Source organism: Phytohabitans sp. LZ39 (genome assembly GCF_059359075.1).
In genome coordinates, this window is record NZ_JCADBM010000015.1 from 233,868 (window position 1) to 253,422 (window position 19,555).

Annotated in this window: 16 protein-coding genes; 10 read left to right on the top strand and 6 right to left on the bottom strand. The window is 72.3% G+C overall.

Annotated elements, in window-relative coordinates; genetic code table 11:
* Positions 1-10: 10 nt before the first annotated feature.
* On the bottom strand, positions 11-367 hold the full coding sequence (locus tag AC5L36_RS27465; RefSeq protein WP_441220615.1) for a peptidase inhibitor family I36 protein: 357 nt from the start codon (positions 365-367) through the stop codon (positions 11-13).
* A gap of 197 nt (positions 368-564) precedes the next feature.
* Here AC5L36_RS27465 and AC5L36_RS27470 point away from each other — a divergent pair, with 197 nt between their 5' ends.
* From AC5L36_RS27470 to AC5L36_RS27480, 3 genes are read left to right on the top strand one after another with little or no spacing between them, the layout of a single operon-like run.
* Positions 565-1,218, top strand: a complete 654-nt coding sequence (locus AC5L36_RS27470; protein WP_441220977.1) for a response regulator transcription factor — start codon at positions 565-567, stop codon at positions 1,216-1,218.
* Between the two features lie 20 nt (positions 1,219-1,238).
* Positions 1,239-2,618: a sensor histidine kinase gene (locus tag AC5L36_RS27475; protein ID WP_441220617.1), complete on the top strand. Its 1,380-nt coding sequence runs from the start codon at positions 1,239-1,241 to the stop codon at positions 2,616-2,618.
* Positions 2,615-3,589: a TAXI family TRAP transporter solute-binding subunit gene (locus AC5L36_RS27480; protein ID WP_441220619.1), complete on the top strand. Its 975-nt coding sequence runs from the start codon at positions 2,615-2,617 to the stop codon at positions 3,587-3,589. The genes AC5L36_RS27475 and AC5L36_RS27480 overlap by 4 nt, the downstream gene beginning before the upstream one ends.
* 1,137 nt (positions 3,590-4,726) lie before the next feature.
* On the opposite strand, the gene AC5L36_RS27485 is transcribed toward AC5L36_RS27480, so the two are convergent.
* Positions 4,727-6,736 carry a carbohydrate-binding protein gene (locus tag AC5L36_RS27485; protein ID WP_441220621.1) on the bottom strand — a complete coding sequence of 670 codons (2,010 nt, stop codon included), beginning with the start codon at positions 6,734-6,736 and terminating at the stop codon, positions 4,727-4,729.
* Between the two features lie 158 nt (positions 6,737-6,894).
* Here AC5L36_RS27485 and AC5L36_RS27490 point away from each other — a divergent pair, with 158 nt between their 5' ends.
* Positions 6,895-7,686, top strand: a complete 792-nt coding sequence (locus AC5L36_RS27490) for an SAM-dependent methyltransferase (protein WP_441220623.1) — start codon at positions 6,895-6,897, stop codon at positions 7,684-7,686.
* 100 nt (positions 7,687-7,786) lie between these two features.
* On the opposite strand, the gene AC5L36_RS27495 is transcribed toward AC5L36_RS27490, so the two are convergent.
* Together AC5L36_RS27495 and AC5L36_RS27500 are read right to left on the bottom strand one after the other, a co-directional pair.
* Complete coding sequence (locus AC5L36_RS27495) at positions 7,787-9,211, bottom strand: hypothetical protein (RefSeq protein WP_441220625.1); 1,425 nt, start codon at positions 9,209-9,211, stop codon at positions 7,787-7,789.
* Between the two features lie 45 nt (positions 9,212-9,256).
* A complete protein-coding gene (locus AC5L36_RS27500) occupies positions 9,257-9,514 on the bottom strand; it encodes a hypothetical protein (protein WP_441220627.1) in 258 nt (85 codons plus the stop codon).
* Between the two features lie 166 nt (positions 9,515-9,680).
* Between AC5L36_RS27500 and AC5L36_RS27505 the strand changes: the two genes are divergently transcribed.
* From AC5L36_RS27505 to AC5L36_RS27515, 3 genes are all read left to right on the top strand, one after another.
* Complete coding sequence (locus tag AC5L36_RS27505) at positions 9,681-10,244, top strand: copper chaperone PCu(A)C (protein ID WP_441220629.1); 564 nt, start codon at positions 9,681-9,683, stop codon at positions 10,242-10,244.
* A gap of 10 nt (positions 10,245-10,254) precedes the next feature.
* A complete protein-coding gene (locus tag AC5L36_RS27510) occupies positions 10,255-11,487 on the top strand; it encodes a Dyp-type peroxidase (protein WP_441220631.1) in 1,233 nt (410 codons plus the stop codon).
* A gap of 262 nt (positions 11,488-11,749) precedes the next feature.
* Positions 11,750-12,862: a cellulose binding domain-containing protein gene (locus tag AC5L36_RS27515; protein ID WP_441220632.1), complete on the top strand. Its 1,113-nt coding sequence runs from the start codon at positions 11,750-11,752 to the stop codon at positions 12,860-12,862.
* Here the strand turns inward: AC5L36_RS27515 and AC5L36_RS27520 are convergent.
* On the bottom strand, positions 12,788-14,284 hold the full coding sequence (locus tag AC5L36_RS27520) for a B12-binding domain-containing radical SAM protein (RefSeq protein ID WP_441220634.1): 1,497 nt from the start codon (positions 14,282-14,284) through the stop codon (positions 12,788-12,790). The genes AC5L36_RS27515 and AC5L36_RS27520 overlap by 75 nt on opposite strands.
* A gap of 61 nt (positions 14,285-14,345) precedes the next feature.
* On the opposite strand from AC5L36_RS27520, the gene AC5L36_RS27525 reads away from it, so the two are divergent.
* From AC5L36_RS27525 to AC5L36_RS27535, 3 genes are all read left to right on the top strand, one after another.
* The gene (locus AC5L36_RS27525; RefSeq protein WP_441220636.1) at positions 14,346-15,344 is read left to right on the top strand and encodes a magnesium transporter CorA family protein; all 999 of its coding nucleotides are present in this window, start codon (positions 14,346-14,348) and stop codon (positions 15,342-15,344) included.
* Positions 15,345-15,414: 70 nt separating this feature from the next.
* Positions 15,415-16,935 carry an alpha/beta fold hydrolase gene (locus tag AC5L36_RS27530; RefSeq protein WP_441220638.1) on the top strand — a complete coding sequence of 507 codons (1,521 nt, stop codon included), beginning with the start codon at positions 15,415-15,417 and terminating at the stop codon, positions 16,933-16,935.
* A gap of 26 nt (positions 16,936-16,961) precedes the next feature.
* On the top strand, positions 16,962-17,357 hold the full coding sequence (locus AC5L36_RS27535; RefSeq protein ID WP_441220640.1) for a DUF805 domain-containing protein: 396 nt from the start codon (positions 16,962-16,964) through the stop codon (positions 17,355-17,357).
* Positions 17,358-17,945: 588 nt separating this feature from the next.
* Here the strand turns inward: AC5L36_RS27535 and AC5L36_RS27540 are convergent.
* Positions 17,946-19,463 (bottom strand): ankyrin repeat domain-containing protein, encoded by a 1,518-nt coding sequence (locus AC5L36_RS27540; RefSeq protein ID WP_441220642.1) that lies wholly within the window; start codon positions 19,461-19,463, stop codon positions 17,946-17,948.
* Between the last annotated feature and the right edge of the window lie 92 nt (positions 19,464-19,555).

Sequence of the window (19,555 nt, forward strand, 5' to 3'; positions counted from 1 at the left end):
CAGTTGTGGGTCAGATGCGCTTCAGCGAGCTGGCCTTGTTGGAGAAGCCGTTGTTGCCGAAGTCCGAGTCGTAGGACGCGCCCTGCGCCGTGTACGTGGTGGCGCCGGCGCACCCGGGGATGTCCCACATCTTGACGCGGTGGCTCCGGTAGTTCCGCATCGCGTTGGCGTCGTTGTTGATGCCGGAGCCGAGGTTGGTGCAGGACGTGCCCGGCGCGTACGTGAACTGGTCGCCGTTGTAGCCGGCGGACTCGTACAGGCAGAACCTGTTGGCGGGGCAGTCCGCGAGGGCGGGCGCCCCGGCCACGCCGAGCGAGAGCGCCGACATCGCGGCGGCCGCGAACACCGCCGCGACAGCCCGCTTCATCCGGTAAGCCTTCATTCTGATCTGGACCTCCTCAGGTCGACCGTGCTTGTGCGGCTACCGTCGCCCCGACCGCTCATAGTCCGTTCAGAGCCCGATCACAGCACGGGCCACTTGACAAACATTTAAGGTCGCCGGTCTCGCGGAACGCGTTTCCCTGTACCACGATGACCATGACGGCGCGGAGGAGGCGGATGAGCATGCGCGTGCTGCTCGTGGAAGACGACGCCCGGTTCGCGGCCGCGTTGATCGCCGCCCTGCGTCGCAGCGGATACGACGTGGAGCACGCCACCACCGCGGCGGCCGCGCTCGCCGCCCCGCCGGCCGACCTGGTCCTGCTCGACGTCGGCCTGCCCGACGGCGACGGGATGGACGTGTGCCGCACGCTGCGCGGCCAGGGCGACGGGGCGATCATCATGCTGACCGCGCGCGGCGAGGAGCGCGACCGGGTCGCCGGGCTGCGCGGCGGCGCCGACGACTACGTGGTCAAGCCGTTCGGCTTCGCCGAGCTCCAGGCGCGCATCGAGGCGGTGCTGCGGCGGGCGCGGCCGCGGCCGGAGGGCGTGCGCACCGTCGGCCGCCTCCAGGTCGACCTCGACCGCCACGAGGTCACAGTGGACGGTCAGCCGATCACGTTGACCCGCAAGGAGTTCCACGTGCTCATGCTGTTGACCGCCGAGCCGGGCACGGCCGTGCGGCGCGAGCGGCTGCTCACCGAGGTGTGGCACACCTCGTGGCGGGGCACCTCGCGTACTCTCGACGTCCACATGGCGACGCTCCGCGGGAAGATCGGCGCGGGCGCGCAGATCGAGACCATCCGCGGTGTCGGATACCGCATCGCGCCGCGGCAGTAGCAGCAGCACCGGAGGGCTTCGTGCAGCGCCGACTCCTCATCACGTACGTCACCCTGCTCTTCGCCGTGCTCGCCGGCCTCAGCGTGCCGCTGGGCGTCACGATCGCCTCGCGTAACGCGCAGGAGATGTTCATCGACCGGCGCGGCGACACGGCCCGCTTCGCCTCGCTCGCCGAGCCGGCCCTGCGCACCGACTACAAGGACGCGCTGCGGACGGAGCTGGAGCAGTACGACGCCATGTACGGCATCGCCGCCGCGGTGGCCGGCCGCGACGGCCAGCTCTTCATCACGTCGCGGCTCGACTTCGACGTGCACGCGTCGCCGGTGCGCGAGCGGATCGAGGCGGCGCTCTCCGGCGAACGCGCGGGCCTCGACGGCGGCCTGTGGCCGTGGCGCGACGACCCGCTCGTCGTCGCCGAGCCGGTCGGCCGGGGCGGCGAGATCATCGGCGTCGCGGTGACCGTCTCCCCCTCGGCAGCGCTGCACGAGGTCACGATGCGCAGCTGGGCCCTGCTGGTCGGGCTGAGCCTGCTGGTGCTGGCCATCGGGGTGGCCGCCGCGGTGCCGCTCGCCCGGTGGATGCTGCGGCCGGTGCGCGACCTCGACAGCGCCGCGCTCGCCTTCACCGACGGCCGCTTCGGCGACCGCGTGCCCGGCGGTTCCGGCCCGCCGGAGCTGCGGCAGCTCACCGCCACGTTCAACCGGATGGCCGAACGGATCTCCACGCTCGTCGAGCGGCAGCGCAGCTTCGTCTCGTACGCCAGCCACCAGCTGCGGACACCGCTGGCCACGATGCGGCTGAGCCTGGAAAACCTCGGCCCGTCGGTGCGGCGGGAAGGGCTCGACGACTACCGCATGGTGGCCGAGGAGATCACCCGGATGGGCGAGATGTGGGACGCCCTGCTGACCTACGCGCGGGCCGAGGCCACCGCCGACGACGCGGTCGAGGTCGACGCGGCCGCCGTCGCCGACGAACGGGTGGCGATCTGGCGCCAGGCCGCGGGCCTCGCCGGGGTCGAGCTGGCCCGCCACGGCCCGGACCAGATCCCGGTACGCGCCGCGACACAGGCCCTGGATCAGACGCTGGACGCCCTGATCAGCAACGCGATCAAGTTCGCCGGCGAAGGCGCGCACGTCACGGTGGCGGTCGAGCCCGCGGGCCCCGACCTCGTGCACATCCACGTGGTGGACGACGGCCCCGGCATCCCGGCCGGCGACCTGGCACGGGCGGCGCATGCGTTCTGGCGCCACCCGGCCAGCCAAAACACCGAAGGCTCCGGCCTCGGCGTCACGATCGCCGACGCCCTGGTCACCGCCTCCGGCGGCCGCCTCGACCTGATGCCGGCCCACCCGCACGGGCTGCACGCCCGCATCACCCTGCCCGCGGCGAGGCTCTCGTGAGAGGCCGCCGCGCCACCACACTCCTGCTGCTGGCCGCCCTCACCACCGCCTGCGACGGCGGCGACGCGGGTCCCGAGCGGCTGGTCATCGCCGGCGGCGGCGCGGGAGACGTCTACAACGCGCTCGCGCACGCCCTGGCCGACGCCGCGCGCGACGAGGTCACCGGCGAGGTGCGGGTACTGCCGACCGAGGGCTCCATCGACAACCTGCGGGCGGTCGCCGAGGGCCAGGCCGACGTCGGTTTCGCCACAGTGGACGCCACCTCGCAGGCCGCGCAGGGCGAAGGCCCGTTCTCCGGCGCACTGCCGATCGTGGCGCTGGCCCGGCTCTACGACGACTACCTCCACATCGTGGTCCGCGCCGACAGCAAGGTCCGCCAGCTCCGCGACCTGGCCGGCCTCGACATCTCGACCGGCCCGCCCGGCTCCGGCACGCACACCATCGCGTCCCGCGTGGTGCAGGAGGCCGGCCACGACATCAACACCTTCCAGGAGCACCACCTCACGCTCGCGCGGTCGACCGAGGCACTGGCCACCCGCGACATCGCCGGCTTGTTCGTCACCGGCGGCCTGCCGATGCCCGCACTCGTCGACATGTCCAAGCACACGCCGTTTCGCCTGCTCACGCTCAGCGACCAGATCGACCGCCTCCAGGCCCGGTACGGCGAGATCTACCAGGCGAGGACCATCCCGGCGACGAGGACCTACGCGATTCCGGCGAGCGTCAAGCAGCCCGACCCGGTCGACACCCTCGGCGTGACCAACGTCCTGGTGGTGCGGCGCGCCCTGCCGGAAAAGACCGCCTACCGCCTGACCGAGCTGCTCTTCGCGGCCAAGCCGCGCCTGGTGGCGGCCCACGAGGAGGCGCGGCGGCTCGACCACCGATCCGCGCTCGCCACGTATCCGGTCCAGCTACACCCGGGCGCCGCCACCTACTACCGCGACCACAAGATCATGGCCGGGTCGCCGTAACGGTTCCTTGTCATATGCCCCGGTCCGCGTCACCTGCGGACCGTATGCTCCCGCGGGCACCGCTCCGGCCGGCGGCTCGCAGCGCTCGCCGAAACCCCCGGCCTCCACTGCCACCTCCGCGGTGCAAGCCCAAGGCGAGACCCATCTGCCTTTGAGGCGCTTCTCCGTTCCTTTCGGGTTGTTTCGTGGTTGCGGTTAGTGCGCCTCCGGCGGAGCCTCGGGCTCCGGCCGGGCCGTCCCGGCTTGTTCACGGTCTTGGTGGGTGGTTGCGGTGGGAGCCGGGCTTCGCCCGCTGGCTGCGGCCTAGGGGGTTGGCCGGCCCGCGAACACCATGATCGGCGGATCGCCGGGCCACTTTCCCAGTGTTTGGGGGATGTGGCTCGGTATGTGGGCGGCGTCATGATCGTTAGCCCGGAACCCGTGTGACACGCCGGCGAGAACACGGGTTTTGGGCTAACGATCACCGAAGCGCCGTGGATACCGGGCTTGCGAAGCCTTGCTTGGCCCGGCCTCGAGCCGGCCAAACCGCGAAGGTCGAGGGGCCACTACGCGTAACAAGATCTACCCGCGTTCCCACAGCGGACGGGTGAGGCCGCGGGAGCGGCGGTCCGGACCCAGTGCCACTCACCCTCAGTTGATCATTCCCCGCCCGCACAGGATGGGCCGACCTCGCCGGCCACCGTCTGTGACACAGCGTCAGCGGGCTCAGCTGAGAACATTCAGATCTAGGACAGTTCGGGTTGATATAGCGCCCCAACTCTCCAAGATCTCGAATCTTGGGCCGGGCGCACGGCGGCGGCGGTTACTCAGGGCGACGAAGTCCTGTTTGGATCTCCCGCCGCCTGTTCGGTAACCGGCATTGTGGACAAACACCGGTGGCCGCGCATCCGACGGCCGCAAAGGGAGTGACCGCGACCAAACCCGCGGCAGCTGCGGATCAGACCATGGTCAACTTGCGGTGAGTGGCATCGGGTCCGGACCACGACGCACGTCGCGGTCTCTCGGGCTTGCGGCGCGGAGGTGGCAGCGTAGGTCGGGGATCTCGGCGAGCGCTGCGAGCCGCCGACCTGCGCGGTCTCCGGCGGGAGCGGCGGTCCGCAGCTGACGCGGACCCGGGAAAAGGACTTGGCTCGGCGCTCAGAGGCGTTGGAGGGTGAAGGAGTTGAGGAACCAGCCGCCCCTGCCCTCGGGCGGGGAGAGCCGGATGGTCTGTGGGCCCGCCGGCAGCGTGACCGCCTCGGTGGCGCGGACGGTGGTCCAGTGGCCGTTCGTGTTTACCGGCTGCGTGTAGGTGCGGCCGCCGGCGGACAGGGCGATGCGCGCGGTCTTGGTGACCGGGAACGTCGCGGCGCGGTAGCTGACCTGGTATCGGCCGGCCGCCGGCACCTCGACGCGATAGTCGACGTCGCCGCGGAGGTGACCGAAGCGGGTTTCGTCGGCGATGACGAAGCCGTCGCCGGGTGTCTGGTCGTATCCGCAGGTGGTGCCGTCGGCGGTGGCACCGCAGTCTTGGACGGTCACGTCCGAGACGACCTCGTGCGCGGCCGACCCGCGGCCCGGCCGCACTGTGGTGGTGACGATGCTGGAGCGCTCCGCCTGGATGGTGACCGCGCGGCCCGGGGTCGCCGGCAGCACCACCGGGGCCGGGTCGAAGAGGTCGGTGGTGTCCACTGAGTACATCCACTGGTCGAGGTGTTGCCCGGCCTCGGTGCGTGCCGCGTGCATGCCGGTGACCCAGGCGCGGTGGGCGCTGTCGACCGGGCCGAGGCGGTGTTGCGGGAAGGCGGTGTCCACTATGGGCAGCAGTTTGCGACCGAGGTCTACCGGGTTGCCGACCTGGAACGCCAGGCCGCCGCCGGTCGGGACGGCGCGCACGGCGAGCAGCGTGCCGCCGAAGGCCAGCGCGACGACGTCTTTGCTGGCGGGGTCCTGTGCCAGGCCGATGATGGCGAGCAGGTGGCGCGGCTGGAGGATGTCGTAGTCGGGCGGGCAGGGCTTGCCCCACGCGCGGCGGGCGCCGGCGACCGCCCGCAGCCGGTCGAGCGGCTGGCCGGGGCGGAGGCGGCAGTCGCCGCTCGCGAGCCGGCGCCGGCCGTCCGCGGCGGTGTAGACGGCGAGGGGCCCGCCGCGGAAACCGTCCGATCTGGACACCCAGAGGTTGCCGGCGTGGTCGTAGAGGAACGAGTTGTACTCGAAGAAGGCGCCCTTGCCGTCGTCATTGCGGTCGCCGGGGATCACCGGGGCGGAGACCGGGGCGATCTGCTCCTTGGCGGCGTCGTAGCGGAACTCCTGGACGAGCTGGTGGTAGAACTTTCCCTCGCCGCGGTCGACGTCGAGCCCGATCGCGAACCGCTCCGCGCCGCCGCTGCCGGTCGGGTCGACCCGCACCTCGCGGACCGACACCTGGCCGTCGCGGACCCGCGGGTACCGGTACTCCGCGGTCACCTCGGCGGTGAACCGGCCCTCCCGGTCGGGCCCGCTCAGCCGCACCGCGAGGAGGCCGCCGTTGGCCTTGCCTTGGCGGCCGGCCCGCGCGACGAGGATGTGCCGCGATCGGGGCAGGGTGGCCAGGTCGTTGAAATCGCCGCCGTGCACGGCGCCGCCGACCGGCGCCACCCGCCACTGGCCCTCCACAGTGGTCAGCAGGCCGAAGGCGGGCCAGCCGTCGAGCGGCGCGTCGCGGGCCGGCCGGGTCACGAACGCGACACCGCCGTCGACCGGCTCCAGGTCGGCCACGGAAGGGGCGCCGGACCGGACCGGTCCTATCTGGATGGTGGCGAACGTGCCCGCCGCCGGCCGGTAGGCCGCGACCGTCGCGCGGTCGGCGGTGGGCGCGCTGAAGTCGGTCTTGTGTGACGCGCCGGCCACGAGCACCGTGCCGTCGGCGGCGAGCGCGCTGCGGTAGGCCTGCACGCCGGGCGCGAAGTCCCACCCGGGCACGGCCGCCTGAGTCGCCGCCTGCCCGGACGGCGCGGTGGTGCCCAGCGAGCCGAAGGTGCCGTCGCGCCCGTGCAGTGTGACCGTGGCGAACGCCGGCACCCGTGTCGCCGGAGGCTGAGGCTCCGGCCGGGAGACGATCCATGCCGCACCGGCACCCGCGACGACGAGCGCGACCCCGGCGGCCGTGATCACCTTGGTGGCTCTCACGCCCGCCAAGGTACCGGCTCGCCGCCGCCCCCGCCGCCCGCGTTTCCGAAGCATCCTCACACTCCGGCGCGCCCGCGCCGGCGGCCATCCGGACCCCCGGCTATGCTGGCGCGCGTTCCGCCCCCGCCGCTCTCCCCGCTCACCGAAGGGTGCCGCACATGGCCGACCAGCAGGACATCTCCACGCTGGACACAAGCGTGCCGCAGACGGCCCGGATCTGGAACTACCTGCTGGGCGGCAAGGACAACTTCGCCGCCGACCGCGCGGTCGGCGACCAGATCATCCAGTCGCTCCCCCAGCTCGCCGACAGCGCGCGCCTGTCCCGCGCCTACCTGACCCGCGCGGTGCGCTACCTGGCCGGCGAGGCCGGGGTGCGCCAGTTCCTGGACATCGGCACCGGCCTGCCCACCGCCGACAACACGCACGAGGTCGCCCAGGCGACGGCGCCGGACTCCCGCGTCGTCTACGTCGACAACGACCCGCTCGTGCTGGCGCACGCGCGCGCCCTGCTCACCAGCAGCCCGCAGGGCGCCACCAGCTACGTCGACGCCGACCTGCGCGACACCGACACCATCCTGCGCGAGGCGGCGAAGACCCTCGACCTGACCCGGCCGGTGGCACTCATCCTGATGGGCATCCTCGGCCACATCGAGAGCGACGCCGAAGCCAAGGCGATCATCGACCGCACCATGGCCGGCCTGCCCTCCGGCAGCTTCCTCGCCATGTACGACGGCAGCGACACCAGCGAGGCGGTCACCGAGGCCGTGCGGATCTGGAACGTCTCCGCCAACCCGAAGTACCACCTGCGCAGCCCGGAGCGGATCGCCTCGCTCTTCGCGGGCCTGGAGCTCGTCGAGCCCGGCGTGGTGTCGGTAAACGAGTGGAAGCCGGACCCGACGACCCCGCCCGAGGTCATCGACCAGTACTGCGCCGTCGGCCGCAAGCCGTAGAGACCCTAGCAGGGCGCAAGGGGTGAGCGGGACCAGCGGCGGACGGGTGAGGCCGCGCGAGCGGCGGTCTGGACCACGACGGACAGGGCGGTAGCCGCGCTCAGCTCATCGGCAGGACGCGGGCTACGCGGATGGAGGTCCCGCCGCCGGCGGCCGGGTAGGCGGCGCTGCCGTCGGCGTAGGGCTTGAAGGCCTGGTAGTTGTGGTCGCGCACGTTGACGGTGAACTGGCCGCCCACCGCCTTGCCGCTGCCCGCGTCGTACACCTGGGCGGCCATCGCGGAACCCGAGCCCCAGGCCAGCAGCATGCGGCCGGTGCCGTAGCCGACCAGGTGCGGATGGCCGGACCTGGCCGAGGTGTTGACGGTGGCGTCCGCCGCCCCGGTGGTGAAGTGGGCGAGGCGCACGCGGCCGCCCTGGCTCCACGCGATCCAGTAGCCGCGGGTCTTGGCCAGCACGAGGTCGCCGCCGAAGAGGGTGCCGTCGCAGGTGCCGGAGGCGACCGTGCGGTACGGGGCCGGCCGTGCGATGCGGCAGGCGTTGTCGGTCGCGCACACGCTCACGTAGTGCTTGGTGCGCGGGTCCCACACGACGCGCGCCGTCCAGCTGTGGCTGCACCCGACCTCGAAGCTGTCGCGGTGTCCCGAGGCCAGGGTGCCGTTAGCGTTGACCACCTGGAGCCGGTCGCCCTCGTGGATGTCGACGCAGCTGCCGTTGCGCACCGTGATGGCGACGCCGAAGTAGGCCGCGTAGCTCTTGCCGTCGGACGCGAGCCGGCCGTGGTGCTGGTACCACCAGACGAACCGGGCGCCGTCGTCGTAGCCCTCCCGGCCGCCGCCGAGGTTGGTGACCTGCCGGTCCCAGACCTGCTTGCCCGAGTTGTCGAAGCGGATCATGTGCATGGTGTTGCAGGGGCTGGACGAGCCGCCGCACAGCGGGCCGGTGCCGCAGCTGCCCTTGCGGGTGAGCAGCAGCACGCCGCCGTTGCTGTCGGCCTGCACGTCCTGGAGGTCGATGCCGGTGAAGCTCGTCGGCTTGCCGACCAGCTTGTCGGCGCAGTCGAGCTTGCCCAGGTAGACCCGGCCGTTCGTGCCCAGCCACGCCAGCCAGGAGCCGCCGCCGGGGGTGGCCGCGATCGCCATGGGCAGCGGGTCGGTGTCGCCCTCCGACCCGTAGCCGGTGACCCCGACACCGACCTTGACCTCGGTGACCTTCACGACCGGCTTCGCGCTCACGGGTCGGGCGCACGTGCCGGCCGTCTTGGGCGCGGCCGAGGTCGTCGGCGTCGGGGTGGCGGTGGGCGTCGCGGCCGGCGGGGCGAGCGAGCCGTCCGGCTGGACCCCGGCGGGTGTGCTCGGCACGCCCGCGCCGCGGGCCTCCTCGGACGGGGCGGCGGCGGACAGCGCCGCGACGGTGCCGAGCCCGGTGACGGCCGCGAGGCCGACGACGGCTATGACCACGAGCCGCCGCCGGACCTTGGCACGGCCCTGGCGGCGACCCTGGGGATATTGGTCGACGTCACTCATTGGAGCAACAGACTACGGGCCGCCGGCCGCCGGCCCGCGCATGGGTCAGGCGGCGCGGCGCTGGCGCGGTACGCCTCGCTTGGGCAGCTCCACGACCTGGTCCCGCCGGCCGGGGACGCGGGCCTTGGGCACCTCGATCAGCTCGTCGATGTTGAACGGTCCACCCATGGTCGCCCGGTGCTGCGCCATGTGCGCCCGCATCCCGGCCTCCCAGATCGCCTGGTCGATGTCGGGCGGGGCGATCCACCGGTGCGAGTGGTCGCTGTAGTGCAGGTGCTCGTCGCCACGATGCATAACGCTCATGCCCACAGGCTTGTCGCACCGGCCGTCCGAGAGATCCGCCACCTCAACGAGATCACAACAAGACATACGCCAGGGGTGGCGGATCTCGAACGGCCGCCGGGGAACTTTCGGCGGGCGGGTGTCGACCAACCTTCCTGACCGAGTTGATCGTGGGAAGGCTTGTTCGATGATCGTGAGGAAGATGGGGCGCCACGCGCTGCTCCTGGTGGCGGCCGTGCTGCTCCTCGGTGCGTGCGGCGACGACGCCGACCCGGAGGCGGCCGCCGCCGGCCCGTCCACGTCACCCTCCGCGGCCGGGCAGCCGCTCGCGGTGAAGGACATGTGGGTGAAGACAGCGGCATCCGGGATGTCCGCGACGTTCGGCACGCTGCTGAACACGAGCGGCACCGACGTCACCGTCGTCAAGGCGACCTCCACCGCGTCGCCGATGATGGAGCTGCACGAGGTGGCCACTGTGGACGGCAAGATGGTGATGCGCCCGAAGGACGGCGGCTTCACCATCCCGGCCGGCGGCTCGCACGAGCTCAAGCCGGGCGGCGACCACCTGATGATGATGGACATCACGACGCCGGTGACCGCGGGCACCGAGGTCACGATCACGTTGACCTTCGCCGACGGCGGGACGATGGAGTTCACCGCGCTGGGCAAGGACTTCGCCGGCGGCAACGAGAGCTACCAGCCGCACATGCCCGGCATGTCGGCGTCGCCCAGCATGAGCATGGGCGGGTGACCGGGCCGACATGACCGATCCGACTCCCCCCGCGTCCGTCAGCCGCCGGCGGCTGCTGACCGGCGGGGCCCTGACCGTCGGCGGCGCGGTCGCCGGCGCCGCGGTCGCCCACGGCGCCACCGGTGGCGGCGGCGGTCCGGCACCCGCCACCGCCGCGCCGCTGGTGTACGGCGACCAGACCGTCCCGTTTCACGGCGTGCACCAGGCCGGGATCGACACGCCCGCGCAGGCACATGCCGCGTTCGTCGCGTTCGACCTGGTGCCTGGCGTGGATCGGGCGGCGCTCGGGCGCATGATGCGGCTGCTCACCGACGACGCCGCCCGGCTCACCCAGGGCCGGCCGGCGCTCGCCGACACCGAACCCGACCTGGCCGCCCTCCCGGCCCGGCTCACCATCACGTTCGGCTTCGGGCCCCGGTTCTTCGCCGCCGCCGGGCTCGACGCGCTGCGGCCGGAGTCGGTCGCGCCGCTGCCCGCGTTCGCCATCGACCGGCTCGAGGAGCGCTGGAGCGGTGGCGACCTGCTCATCCAGGTCTGCGCCGACGACCCGCTCACCGTCACGCACACCCAGCGGATGCTCCTGAAGGACACGCTCGCGTTCGCCCGTCCACGATGGACACAACGGGGGTTCCGGCGGGGCCGGGGCACCCAGGACGACGGCGTCACGCAGCGCAACGTCATGGGCCAGCTCGACGGCACCCGCAACCCGCCGCCGGGCAGCCCGGAGTTCGACGGGGCGGTCTGGGTCGACAGTGGACCGTCGTGGCTGCGGGGCGGCACCACGCTCGTGGTCCGGCGGATCCGCGCGGAGATGGAGAAGTGGGACGCCGTCGACACCGCCGGCAAGGAGTTCGCGGTCGGCCGCCGGCTCGACACCGGGGCGCCGCTGACCGGCTCGCACGAGCGCGACCTGCCCGACTACGCGGCCACGAACGAGCTTGGTCTCACCGTCATCTCCGAGGCCTCGCACATCGCGCGGGCGCACGTCGACGACGACCGGCAGCGAATCTTCCGCCGCCCGTACAACTACGACGAGCCCCCCGGCCCGGACGGTCGCCCGGACATGGGCCTCGTCTTCGCCGCGTACCAGCGGGACGTCGGCGCCCAGTTTCTGCCCATCCAGCGCAACCTCGCCGAGGCCGACCTCATGAACGACTGGATCACGCCTACCGGCTCCGCCGTCTTCGCCGTCCCACCCGGCTGCGCGGAGGACGGGTGGATCGGCGAGACACTCCTCAGCTGAGGGCCGGTGGCGCGGTCGTGCTCGCCCGTCGGGCACGGTGACGCCCATCTCCTGCGCCACGGTGACGCCCGTCGATTCGAGTTGGTCAAGGGCTTGACTTAAAGGGTTAAGTACCGCAGCATCCTGGACGCGCTCCCATTGATGGTCACCTCTCACTCCCAGAGGAGATCCTCATGAAACGTCGACATGCCCTGCTCACCTCCGCGGCAGCCGAGGCGCTGCTGACGTCTGCCTACAAAGCACACCTGCTGTCGGTGACGCGATGAGGAAGCTGGCCGCCGCCCTCCTCGCCATCCTGACCGCGGCGCTGGTCCACACCGTGGCCAAGCCGGCGCTCTCGGCCGCCGCCGCCCCGGTGCGCATCATGCCGCTCGGCGACTCGATCACCGCCGGCACCGGCTGCTGGCGGGCCTACCTGTGGAACAGGCTCCAGACCACCGGGTACACGAACATCGACTTCGTCGGCGGGGTGTCCGACGGCGGCGGCTGCAACCCGGGCTTCACGTACGACCACGACCACGAGGGCCACGGCGGCTTCTCCGCCACCGGCATCGCCGACAACAACCAGCTCCCGCCGTGGCTGGCCGCTGCCAACGCGGACGTCGTGGTCGTGCACCTGGGCACCAACGACATGTGGGGCGGCCACATCCCGCTTCAGAACAAGCTGAACGCGTTCACCAAGCTCGTCGGCCAGATGCGCGCCGACAACGCCAACATGAAGATCATCGTCGCGCAGATCATCCCGATGGCCGCGTCGGCCTGCGCCACCTGCCCGGCCGACGTGGTGGCGTTCAACAACGCGATCCCCGGCTGGGCGGCCGGTCTGACCACCGCGCAGTCGCCGATCGTCGTCGCCGACCTGTGGACGGGCTTCAACACGGCCACCGACACCGGCGACGGCGTACACCCGAACGACGCCGGCTACCGCAAGATGGCCAACAGCTGGTACCCGGTCCTCAGCCGGGTCCTGGACGGCGGCGTCCCGCCGACGCCCACGCCGTCGGTTTCCCCCACGCCGTCGGTTTCCCCCACGCCGTCGGTCTCTCCCACGCCGTCGCCGACCGGCGGTGGCGGGCGTTGCACCGCGACCTACCGGGTCACTTCACAGTGGACCGGCGGCTTCCAGGGCGAGGTCGCCGTCACGAACACCGCCACCACGGCCGCCTCCGCCTGGACCGCGAGCTTCAGCTTCGCGAACGGCCAGCGGATCAGCCAGTCCTGGAACGCGACGGTCGCCCAAAGTGGAGCCTCGGTGACCGCTCGAAACGTCAACTGGAACGGCGGGTTGTCCCCGGGCGCCTCAGCCACGTTCGGCTTCATAGCCTCGTGGAACGGCACCAACACCGCCCCAACCCCCACCTGCGCGACGACCTGACAGCTCGGCCGGCGGTCGTGACGGCGGCCGCCGGCCCCGCGGCGTCGCCGGCCGGCGCGCGCCGAAGCTGCTCAGCGCCGTTTCCAGCAGGGGCAGCGCGTGCAGCACCTGGCGGGTGCGGATCAGCGCGTCCCACACCCGCTCGAACTTCTTCCACGCGCCCGCGTAGGCCAGGTGCCGCAGCCGGTCGCCGAGCCGCTCCTTGGCCGCCGCGCCCCGCCACAGGTTGCCCCACCGGTAGAAGTCGCGGTACGCCCGCCAGTACCCGTCCTCCAGCTGGCGCGGGCTCATGCCGCGCGGCTCGTAGACCACGTGCCGGGTGTCGTACAGCTCCCAGTCGCGGTGCGCGATGCGCCCCTCGGCCTCGATCCGGCGAAACAGGCCGGTGCCCGGGTAGGGCGTCATGATGTGGAACGTGGCGGTCTCGATGCCCTGCTCGACCGCCCACCCGACGGTGCGGTCGAAGACGTCCGGCCCGTCGGAGTCCAGGCCGAAGACGAAGCTCGCGTTGACCATCGCGCCCGCGTCGTGGATCCGCCGCACCACGGCGGCGTAGTCGCGGCCGACGTTCTGCCGTTTGCGCTGCTCGGTCAGGCCGGCCGCGTTGACCGACTCGAAGCCGACGAACAGGCTGCGCAACCCCGCCTCGAACGCCTTCTCCAGCAGCTCCGGCGCGAGCACGGCATCCACTGTGGACGCCGCTTGGAAGACCCGCCCCATGCCGCGCATCCCGTCGAACAGGGCCGTGGCGAAGCGCCGGTTGCCGAGCAGGTGGTCGTCGAGGAAGTACAGGTGCCGCCCGGGCAGCCGCTCGATCTCGGCGAGGGCGTCGTCGACCGCCTGCGTGTAGAAGGACTTTCCGCCCTCGAAGAACGCGTCCTTGTAGCAGAAGTCGCAGTGGTGCGGGCAGCCACGCGACACGACGATCGAGTTGGGCACGAGGTAGCGGTGCCGCCGGATCAGGTCACGCCTGATCGGCGGTAGCCCGCGCAGGGTGCGGAGCTTCGAGGTGTACCGCTTGAGCGGCTCCCGGCGCCGGAAGTCCGCCAGGAACACCGGCCAGGTGTCCTCGCCGGGCCCGGTGAAGACGGCGTCCGCGTGCCGGGCCGCCTCCTCCGGCAGCGACGTCACGTGCAGGCCGCCGAGCGCGACGAAGACGCCGCGGGCCCGGTACCAGTCGGCCAGCTCGTACGACCGGCGGGCCGACGTCACGTACACCTGGATCACCACGAGATCCGGCAGCGCGCCGTCCTCGGGGTCGAACCGCTCGACGTGCTCGTCGACGATCCGCACGTCGTCGCCGTCGGGCAGGTAGCCGGCGAGCGTGGCCAGCCCGAGCGGCGGAAACAGCGAATACTTGATCGGCCGGAAGAGCGGACTCGTCGCCTCGGTGAGCGCCGGGAGGATCATCAGGACCCGCATGACCTCCGACCGTATGGCCCTCCGCCGGGCCCGGTGGTGGTGGAAGTGTGAAGATGCGGTGGTGAACGCACCGTCCTGCCCCACGCAGACCCGCCTCTACCAGGATGGCGCCGTGGTCGCCGAGGGCTTCCCGGCCGGCGAGGCCGCCGCGAAGCTCGACGAGCACCCCGAGGCCGTGCTCTGGCTCGACCTCGAAGACCCCGACACTGACGACCTGGCGGCCATCGCCGGCCCGTTCCACCTGCACCCGCTCGCGCTGGAGGACGCGGTGCAGGACCACGAGGCGCCGAAGCTCCAGCGCTATCCGGGCCACATGTTCCTCAACGTCTACGCGCTCGACGTCGACGCCGCCGGCGACCGGCTCCGCCTCAGCAAGAACGAGATCAGTGCGTTCGTCACCGAACGGGCCCTGATCACCGTCCGCAAGTCACCCGGCGACACCGCCCCGCTCATCGGCCGGTGGGACGCCGACGCCGGTCTGATCGCCGCCGGCGGCGTCTCCTTCCTCCTCTACGGCCTGCTCGCGGTCGTCGTGGACGGCCAGTTCGCGGCCGCGCAGCGCGTCGACGCGGCCGTGGACGCCATCGAGGACACCTTGCTGGAGGAGGGCGGCGCCCCGCGGCCGGTGCGGATGCGCGGCGTCGCGCTGCGCAAGCTGGTAGCCACCATCCGGCGCCCGGTCGCCCCGATGCCCGACCTGGTCAGCCAGGCCATGCGCACCGACGGCCGCACCGTCGACGAACAGGTCGCGCCCTACTACACCGACGTCGAGGAGCACGCCCGCCACACCGTCGACGAGGTCGAACACCTGCGCGACCGCATCGAGGGCGTCCTCCAGGCCGACCTCGCCGAGCAGGGCAACGTGCTCAACGACATCACCCGCAAGCTCGCCGCCTGGGCCGCGGTCATCGCGGTGCCGACCGCGCTGACCGGCTTCTTCGGCCAGAACCTCCCCTACCCCGGGTACGAGACCACGTGGGGCTTCGTCGTGAGCACGGTCGTGATCGTCGCCTGCGCGTCGGGCCTGTACCTCTACTTGAGACGCCGCGGCTGGCTCTAGCCGGGTCAGGGGTGGTCCCTAGGGCTTTGCCGCGATGTGCCGGCCGGGCTGGCGGTGGAGACTGTCGGGCATGAAGCCGTTGCCCCGGCTGGTCGCCGCACTGACAGCGCTCCTCCTGGTATCCCTGGTGGCGCCGGCGCCGCCGGCGAGCGCGGACCCGCTCCGCTGGACGGACTGTCCAGAGGAGATGGTCCGCGCGGTGCCCGTGGAAGAGCGGCACAAGTACGACTGCGCCACCCACGCGGTGCCGATCGACTACGCGTGGCCCGCCGCCGGCACGGTAGGGATCGCCATGCTGCGGCGCGCGGCCGACGACCCGGCGCACCGCATCGGCTCGCTGTTCGTCAACCCGGGCGGCCCGGGTGGCCGGGGCACGCTGCTGCCGATCGAGCTCGACAGCGTGCTGCCCGCCGAGATCCTGCGCCGCTTCGACGTGGTCGGCTTCGACCCGCGGGGGGTCGGACTGAGCGGCGCGATCCGGTGCTTCGCCACCGGCGAGGAGGCCGAGGCGGTCTACGGCCGGGTCGTCCTGGTGCCGGTCACCCGCCCGGAGATCGCGTCGACGCTGCGGGCCAACCGCGACCTCACCGACGCCTGCGCCGCGCGAGGCGGCCCGCTGCTGCCGCACGTGTCCACATTGAACGTGGCGCGCGACCTCGACCGGCTGCGCGCGGCTGTCGGCGACCGGCGCCTCACCTACCTCGGCTTCTCGTACGGCACGCTGGTCGGCGCCACCTACGCCAACCTCTTCCCGCACCGGGTCCGCGCGGTCGTCGGCGACGGCAACGTCGATCCGGCGCTGCGGACCACGAACGGGCTGGAGTACCTGCGCCAGCGCGCCGCCGGCATGGAGGCGGTCCTCGACGCGTTTCTGAGCCGGTGCGCGGAGGTCGGCGCGCGGTGCGCGTTCAGCGCAGGCGACCCGGCGGCCAAGCTGGCGGCGATCCGCGCGCGGCTGCGACAGGGCCCACTGACCGTCCCAGGGCTCGGGCCGCTCGACCTCAGCACGTTCACCGGCGAGCTTGCGTCCACACTGTACACACCGCAGCTCTACGCACAGCTCGCCGCGCAGCTCCAGGCGGTGTACGAGGCGACCCAGGCCGGCCCGGCGGCCGCGAAGACGTCCGGCACGCCCTACACGGGCAACGAGTCGGAGTTCGCGGTCACCTGCGCCGACGAGCCATACCCGCGAAACCCGGCGATCTTCCCGGCCGTGGCGCCGCTCTGGGAGCACCAGGCGCCGACCTTCGGCCGCGGGCACGCCTTCGGCGCGGTCTTCTGCGCGACGTGGCCGGCTCGCCAGCCAGAGCGCTACGACGGCCCTTGGGACCGGCGCGCCGCCACCCCGCTGCTGCTGTTCGGCAACTACCACGATCCGGCCACCAACTACACGTTCAACCAGCGGATGGCGGCCGAGCTCGACGCGGCCCGGCTGGTCAGCGTCGACGCGTTCGGCCACACCAGCCTCGGCCGGCCGGACCGCCCACGGAGCGGCTGCGCCCAGGCCATCGCGGCCCACTACCTGGTCGACCTCGCGCTGCCACCGCCGGGGACGGTGTGCCCGGCGGAGACGCAGCCGTTCCAGGATTGATGGCGGGCACTGCTTACCCTGACCGCATGTCTTTCACCGCTGCCGTGCGTTCCGTGCTCTCCCAGTACGTCCAATTCGGAGGCCGAGCCCGCCGGTCCGAGTACTGGTGGTTCGTGCTCTTCACCATCCTCGTCGGCATCGTCGCCGGCATCATCGACATCGCGCTGGGCACCGACTCCTCGTCGTCGCTGTGGTCCGCCGGCCTGGTCGGCACGATCGTCAACCTGGCGCTGCTGCTGCCGTCCCTGGCCGTCGGCGTCCGCCGGCTGCACGACACCAACCGCTCGGGCTGGTGGCTGCTGATCGCCCTCATCCCGCTCGTCGGCGCCATCGTCCTGATCGTGTTCATGGTGCAGGACAGCACACCCGGCCCCAACCGCTTCGGCCCCAGCCCCAAAGAACCCCAGCCATCCTGGGCCTAGCCACCGCCGCGATGTCTGTTTCTGGAGAGCCTTCGGAGTCGGGGTTACGCGTGCGGCGGCGTTCCGGCAGATTTCCCCGTCCGCCTCAGCGACGGACCGGGTGCTCCCGCAGGCACCACTCCCGGCGCCGGCTCGCAGCGCTCGCCGAAACCCCCGGCCGCCCACAGCCGGCTCCACGGGACAAGCCCGAAGGGTCTTCACGGCGCTACCTCCGCCATCCTGACGCAGCGTAACCAGCCAGGGGACGAAACTTCGAGATCTAGGAGACTTGGGGTTGAAATAGCGCCCCAACTCTCCTAGATCGCGAATCTCGCGCCGCGCACACCGCCGCAGCGGTTACACGCGGCGACGAAACCCTTGTTGCTTTCCCGGATCGCCGATCCGGGAACGGTCATTGTGGACAAACGTTGACCACCGCCTGGCACGAGCTCAATCCACCCGCCCCTTTCTCCCGGGCCGGTTACGCACAGGGTGAGCGCGACCAACGGCGGACGGGTGAGGCCGCGGGAGCAGCGGTCCGGACCACGACGGACATCGCGGTAGCCCAAATCCTTGTCCTAAATAAAGGAACTCAGCGCCCGGCCACGCCTAGGTCGTGAGTGGTTCGAGTAGGGCGGCCGTCGCGGGTTGGTGGAGGTGGCGGGCCCAGTCGAGTGGGGTGGCGTCGAAGCGTTTGTCGCGGAGGTTGGGGTCGGCGCCCAGGTCGAGCAGGCGGCGGGTGAGGGCGACGTCGCCGTGGCCGGCGCTCTGGTGCAGTGCGGTCTCCCAGGCCTCCTCGACGGGCGCGTCGCCGCGGCCGAAGGCGTTGACGTCGAAGCCCAGCTCGGCCAGCAGGCCGACCGTCTCGCCGGATGCGTGGGTGGCGGCCCAGACGACGAGGCCGGGGCGGTCGCGGCGGGCCTCGGCCAGGGCGGCGGGGTGTTCGGCGCGGATCTTGTCCACAGTGGAGCGGTCCGCGCGGAAGGCCGCCGCGATCAGGTCTCGAGCCGGGTCGGCGGCGGGCGGTGGGGCGCCCTGGGCCAGCAGGTAGTCGGCGATCTCGGCGTCGCCGTTGAGGCGGGCCAGCTCGACCGGTGTGCGGCCGTCGCCGGGGCTCCACCTCGGTCCGTCGCCCTCGAACGGTGAGCGGAAGTCGACCCCGTGCTCGACCAGCAGCCGCACCCTGGCGGGCTGGTGGTGTTCGACCGCCCAGCGCAGCAGGACCCGGAGCATCCGCGCGGGGGTGGGCAGCTGGCCGATCCGCTCCTTCCACGGGCCGCCGTCGCCGGTGCCGAGGCCGTACTCGAACAGCAGCTCCAGATGCGAGTCGTCCGGCGCGAACATCCGGTTGTACAAGGCTTGCGCGTCGTTGGGGTCGGCGCCCGCGTCGAGCAGGAGGCGGCCGAGCGCCCGCCAGTGCGGGTGGCGGGGCTGGTGCGGCTCGCCCAGCTCGCCGGCGCCGAAGACGCCGGTCAGCAGCGTGAACGGTGACGGCAGCGCGTCGAAGAGGTAGCCCTCGTCGGGGTCGGCGCCGGCGTCCAGCAGCCGCTGGGCGACCGCGAGCACGCGTTCGGCCGGCACGGTCGGGTCGAACCGCGAGTAGACGAGGTAGAACAGCGGCCGCCAGCCGAACGGGCCGCCGCGCTCGACCGCCCGCCGCGGCCGCTCGGACAGCAGCCGGCCGACGTCGTCGGGGCGGGCGGCGGCCGCGGCGGCCCAGATGTTGGCGTTGGTCAGGTCGGGGTGCTCGGCCAGCATCTGGCGGGCGCGCGCCCAGCGGGCCGGTCCGTCGTCGCGGCTGTACGTCATGCAGGCCAAGCGGCAGAACTCGTCGGCCGGGTCGGTGGCGGGCGCCGCGCCGAGGCCGGTCTCCCAGCCGTGTTCGGCCACGGTCTCCAGGTATCGGGTGAGGCGGGGCCAGCTGGGAAAGCCGTACTCGCGGGCGACGACCGCCTGCGCGGCGCTGAGCCGCAGGGCGCTCGTGTCACCGGGCGGGCCGCCGGGGTGGTCGCGGGCCAGCCTGGCGAGGGCGTCGGGGTCGCCGGCCCGCGCGGCCCGCTGGAGGGCACGGGCCTGCCGGCGGAAGCTGTCGAGGTGGGGACGGTCGGGCATGTCCAGGGTCGGCACGATGGCCTCCTCTCGTCTGCCTGATGTCCGCTCGGTCAGGCCGAAAGGAGAACGATCGTGACGCGCGTGTGCTCACGCCAGGTGGGCTGAGC

Excerpts from the sequence above, each read along its gene's own strand:
- AC5L36_RS27530 (WP_441220638.1), top strand. The coding sequence starts at position 15,415 with ATGAAGCCGTTGCCCCGGCTGGTCGCCGCACTGACAGCGCTCCTCCTG.
- AC5L36_RS27500 (WP_441220627.1), bottom strand. The coding sequence starts at position 9,514 with ATGAGCGTTATGCATCGTGGCGACGAGCACCTGCACTACAGCGACCAC.
- AC5L36_RS27505 (WP_441220629.1), top strand. The coding sequence starts at position 9,681 with ATGATCGTGAGGAAGATGGGGCGCCACGCGCTGCTCCTGGTGGCGGCC.
- AC5L36_RS27470 (WP_441220977.1), top strand. The coding sequence starts at position 565 with ATGCGCGTGCTGCTCGTGGAAGACGACGCCCGGTTCGCGGCCGCGTTG.
- AC5L36_RS27515 (WP_441220632.1), top strand. The coding sequence starts at position 11,750 with ATGAGGAAGCTGGCCGCCGCCCTCCTCGCCATCCTGACCGCGGCGCTG.
- AC5L36_RS27465 (WP_441220615.1), bottom strand. The coding sequence starts at position 367 with ATGAAGCGGGCTGTCGCGGCGGTGTTCGCGGCCGCCGCGATGTCGGCG.
- AC5L36_RS27490 (WP_441220623.1), top strand. The coding sequence starts at position 6,895 with ATGGCCGACCAGCAGGACATCTCCACGCTGGACACAAGCGTGCCGCAG.
- AC5L36_RS27520 (WP_441220634.1), bottom strand. The coding sequence starts at position 14,284 with ATGCGGGTCCTGATGATCCTCCCGGCGCTCACCGAGGCGACGAGTCCG.
- AC5L36_RS27535 (WP_441220640.1), top strand. The coding sequence starts at position 16,962 with ATGTCTTTCACCGCTGCCGTGCGTTCCGTGCTCTCCCAGTACGTCCAA.
- AC5L36_RS27510 (WP_441220631.1), top strand. The coding sequence starts at position 10,255 with ATGACCGATCCGACTCCCCCCGCGTCCGTCAGCCGCCGGCGGCTGCTG.
- AC5L36_RS27495 (WP_441220625.1), bottom strand. The coding sequence starts at position 9,211 with ATGAGTGACGTCGACCAATATCCCCAGGGTCGCCGCCAGGGCCGTGCC.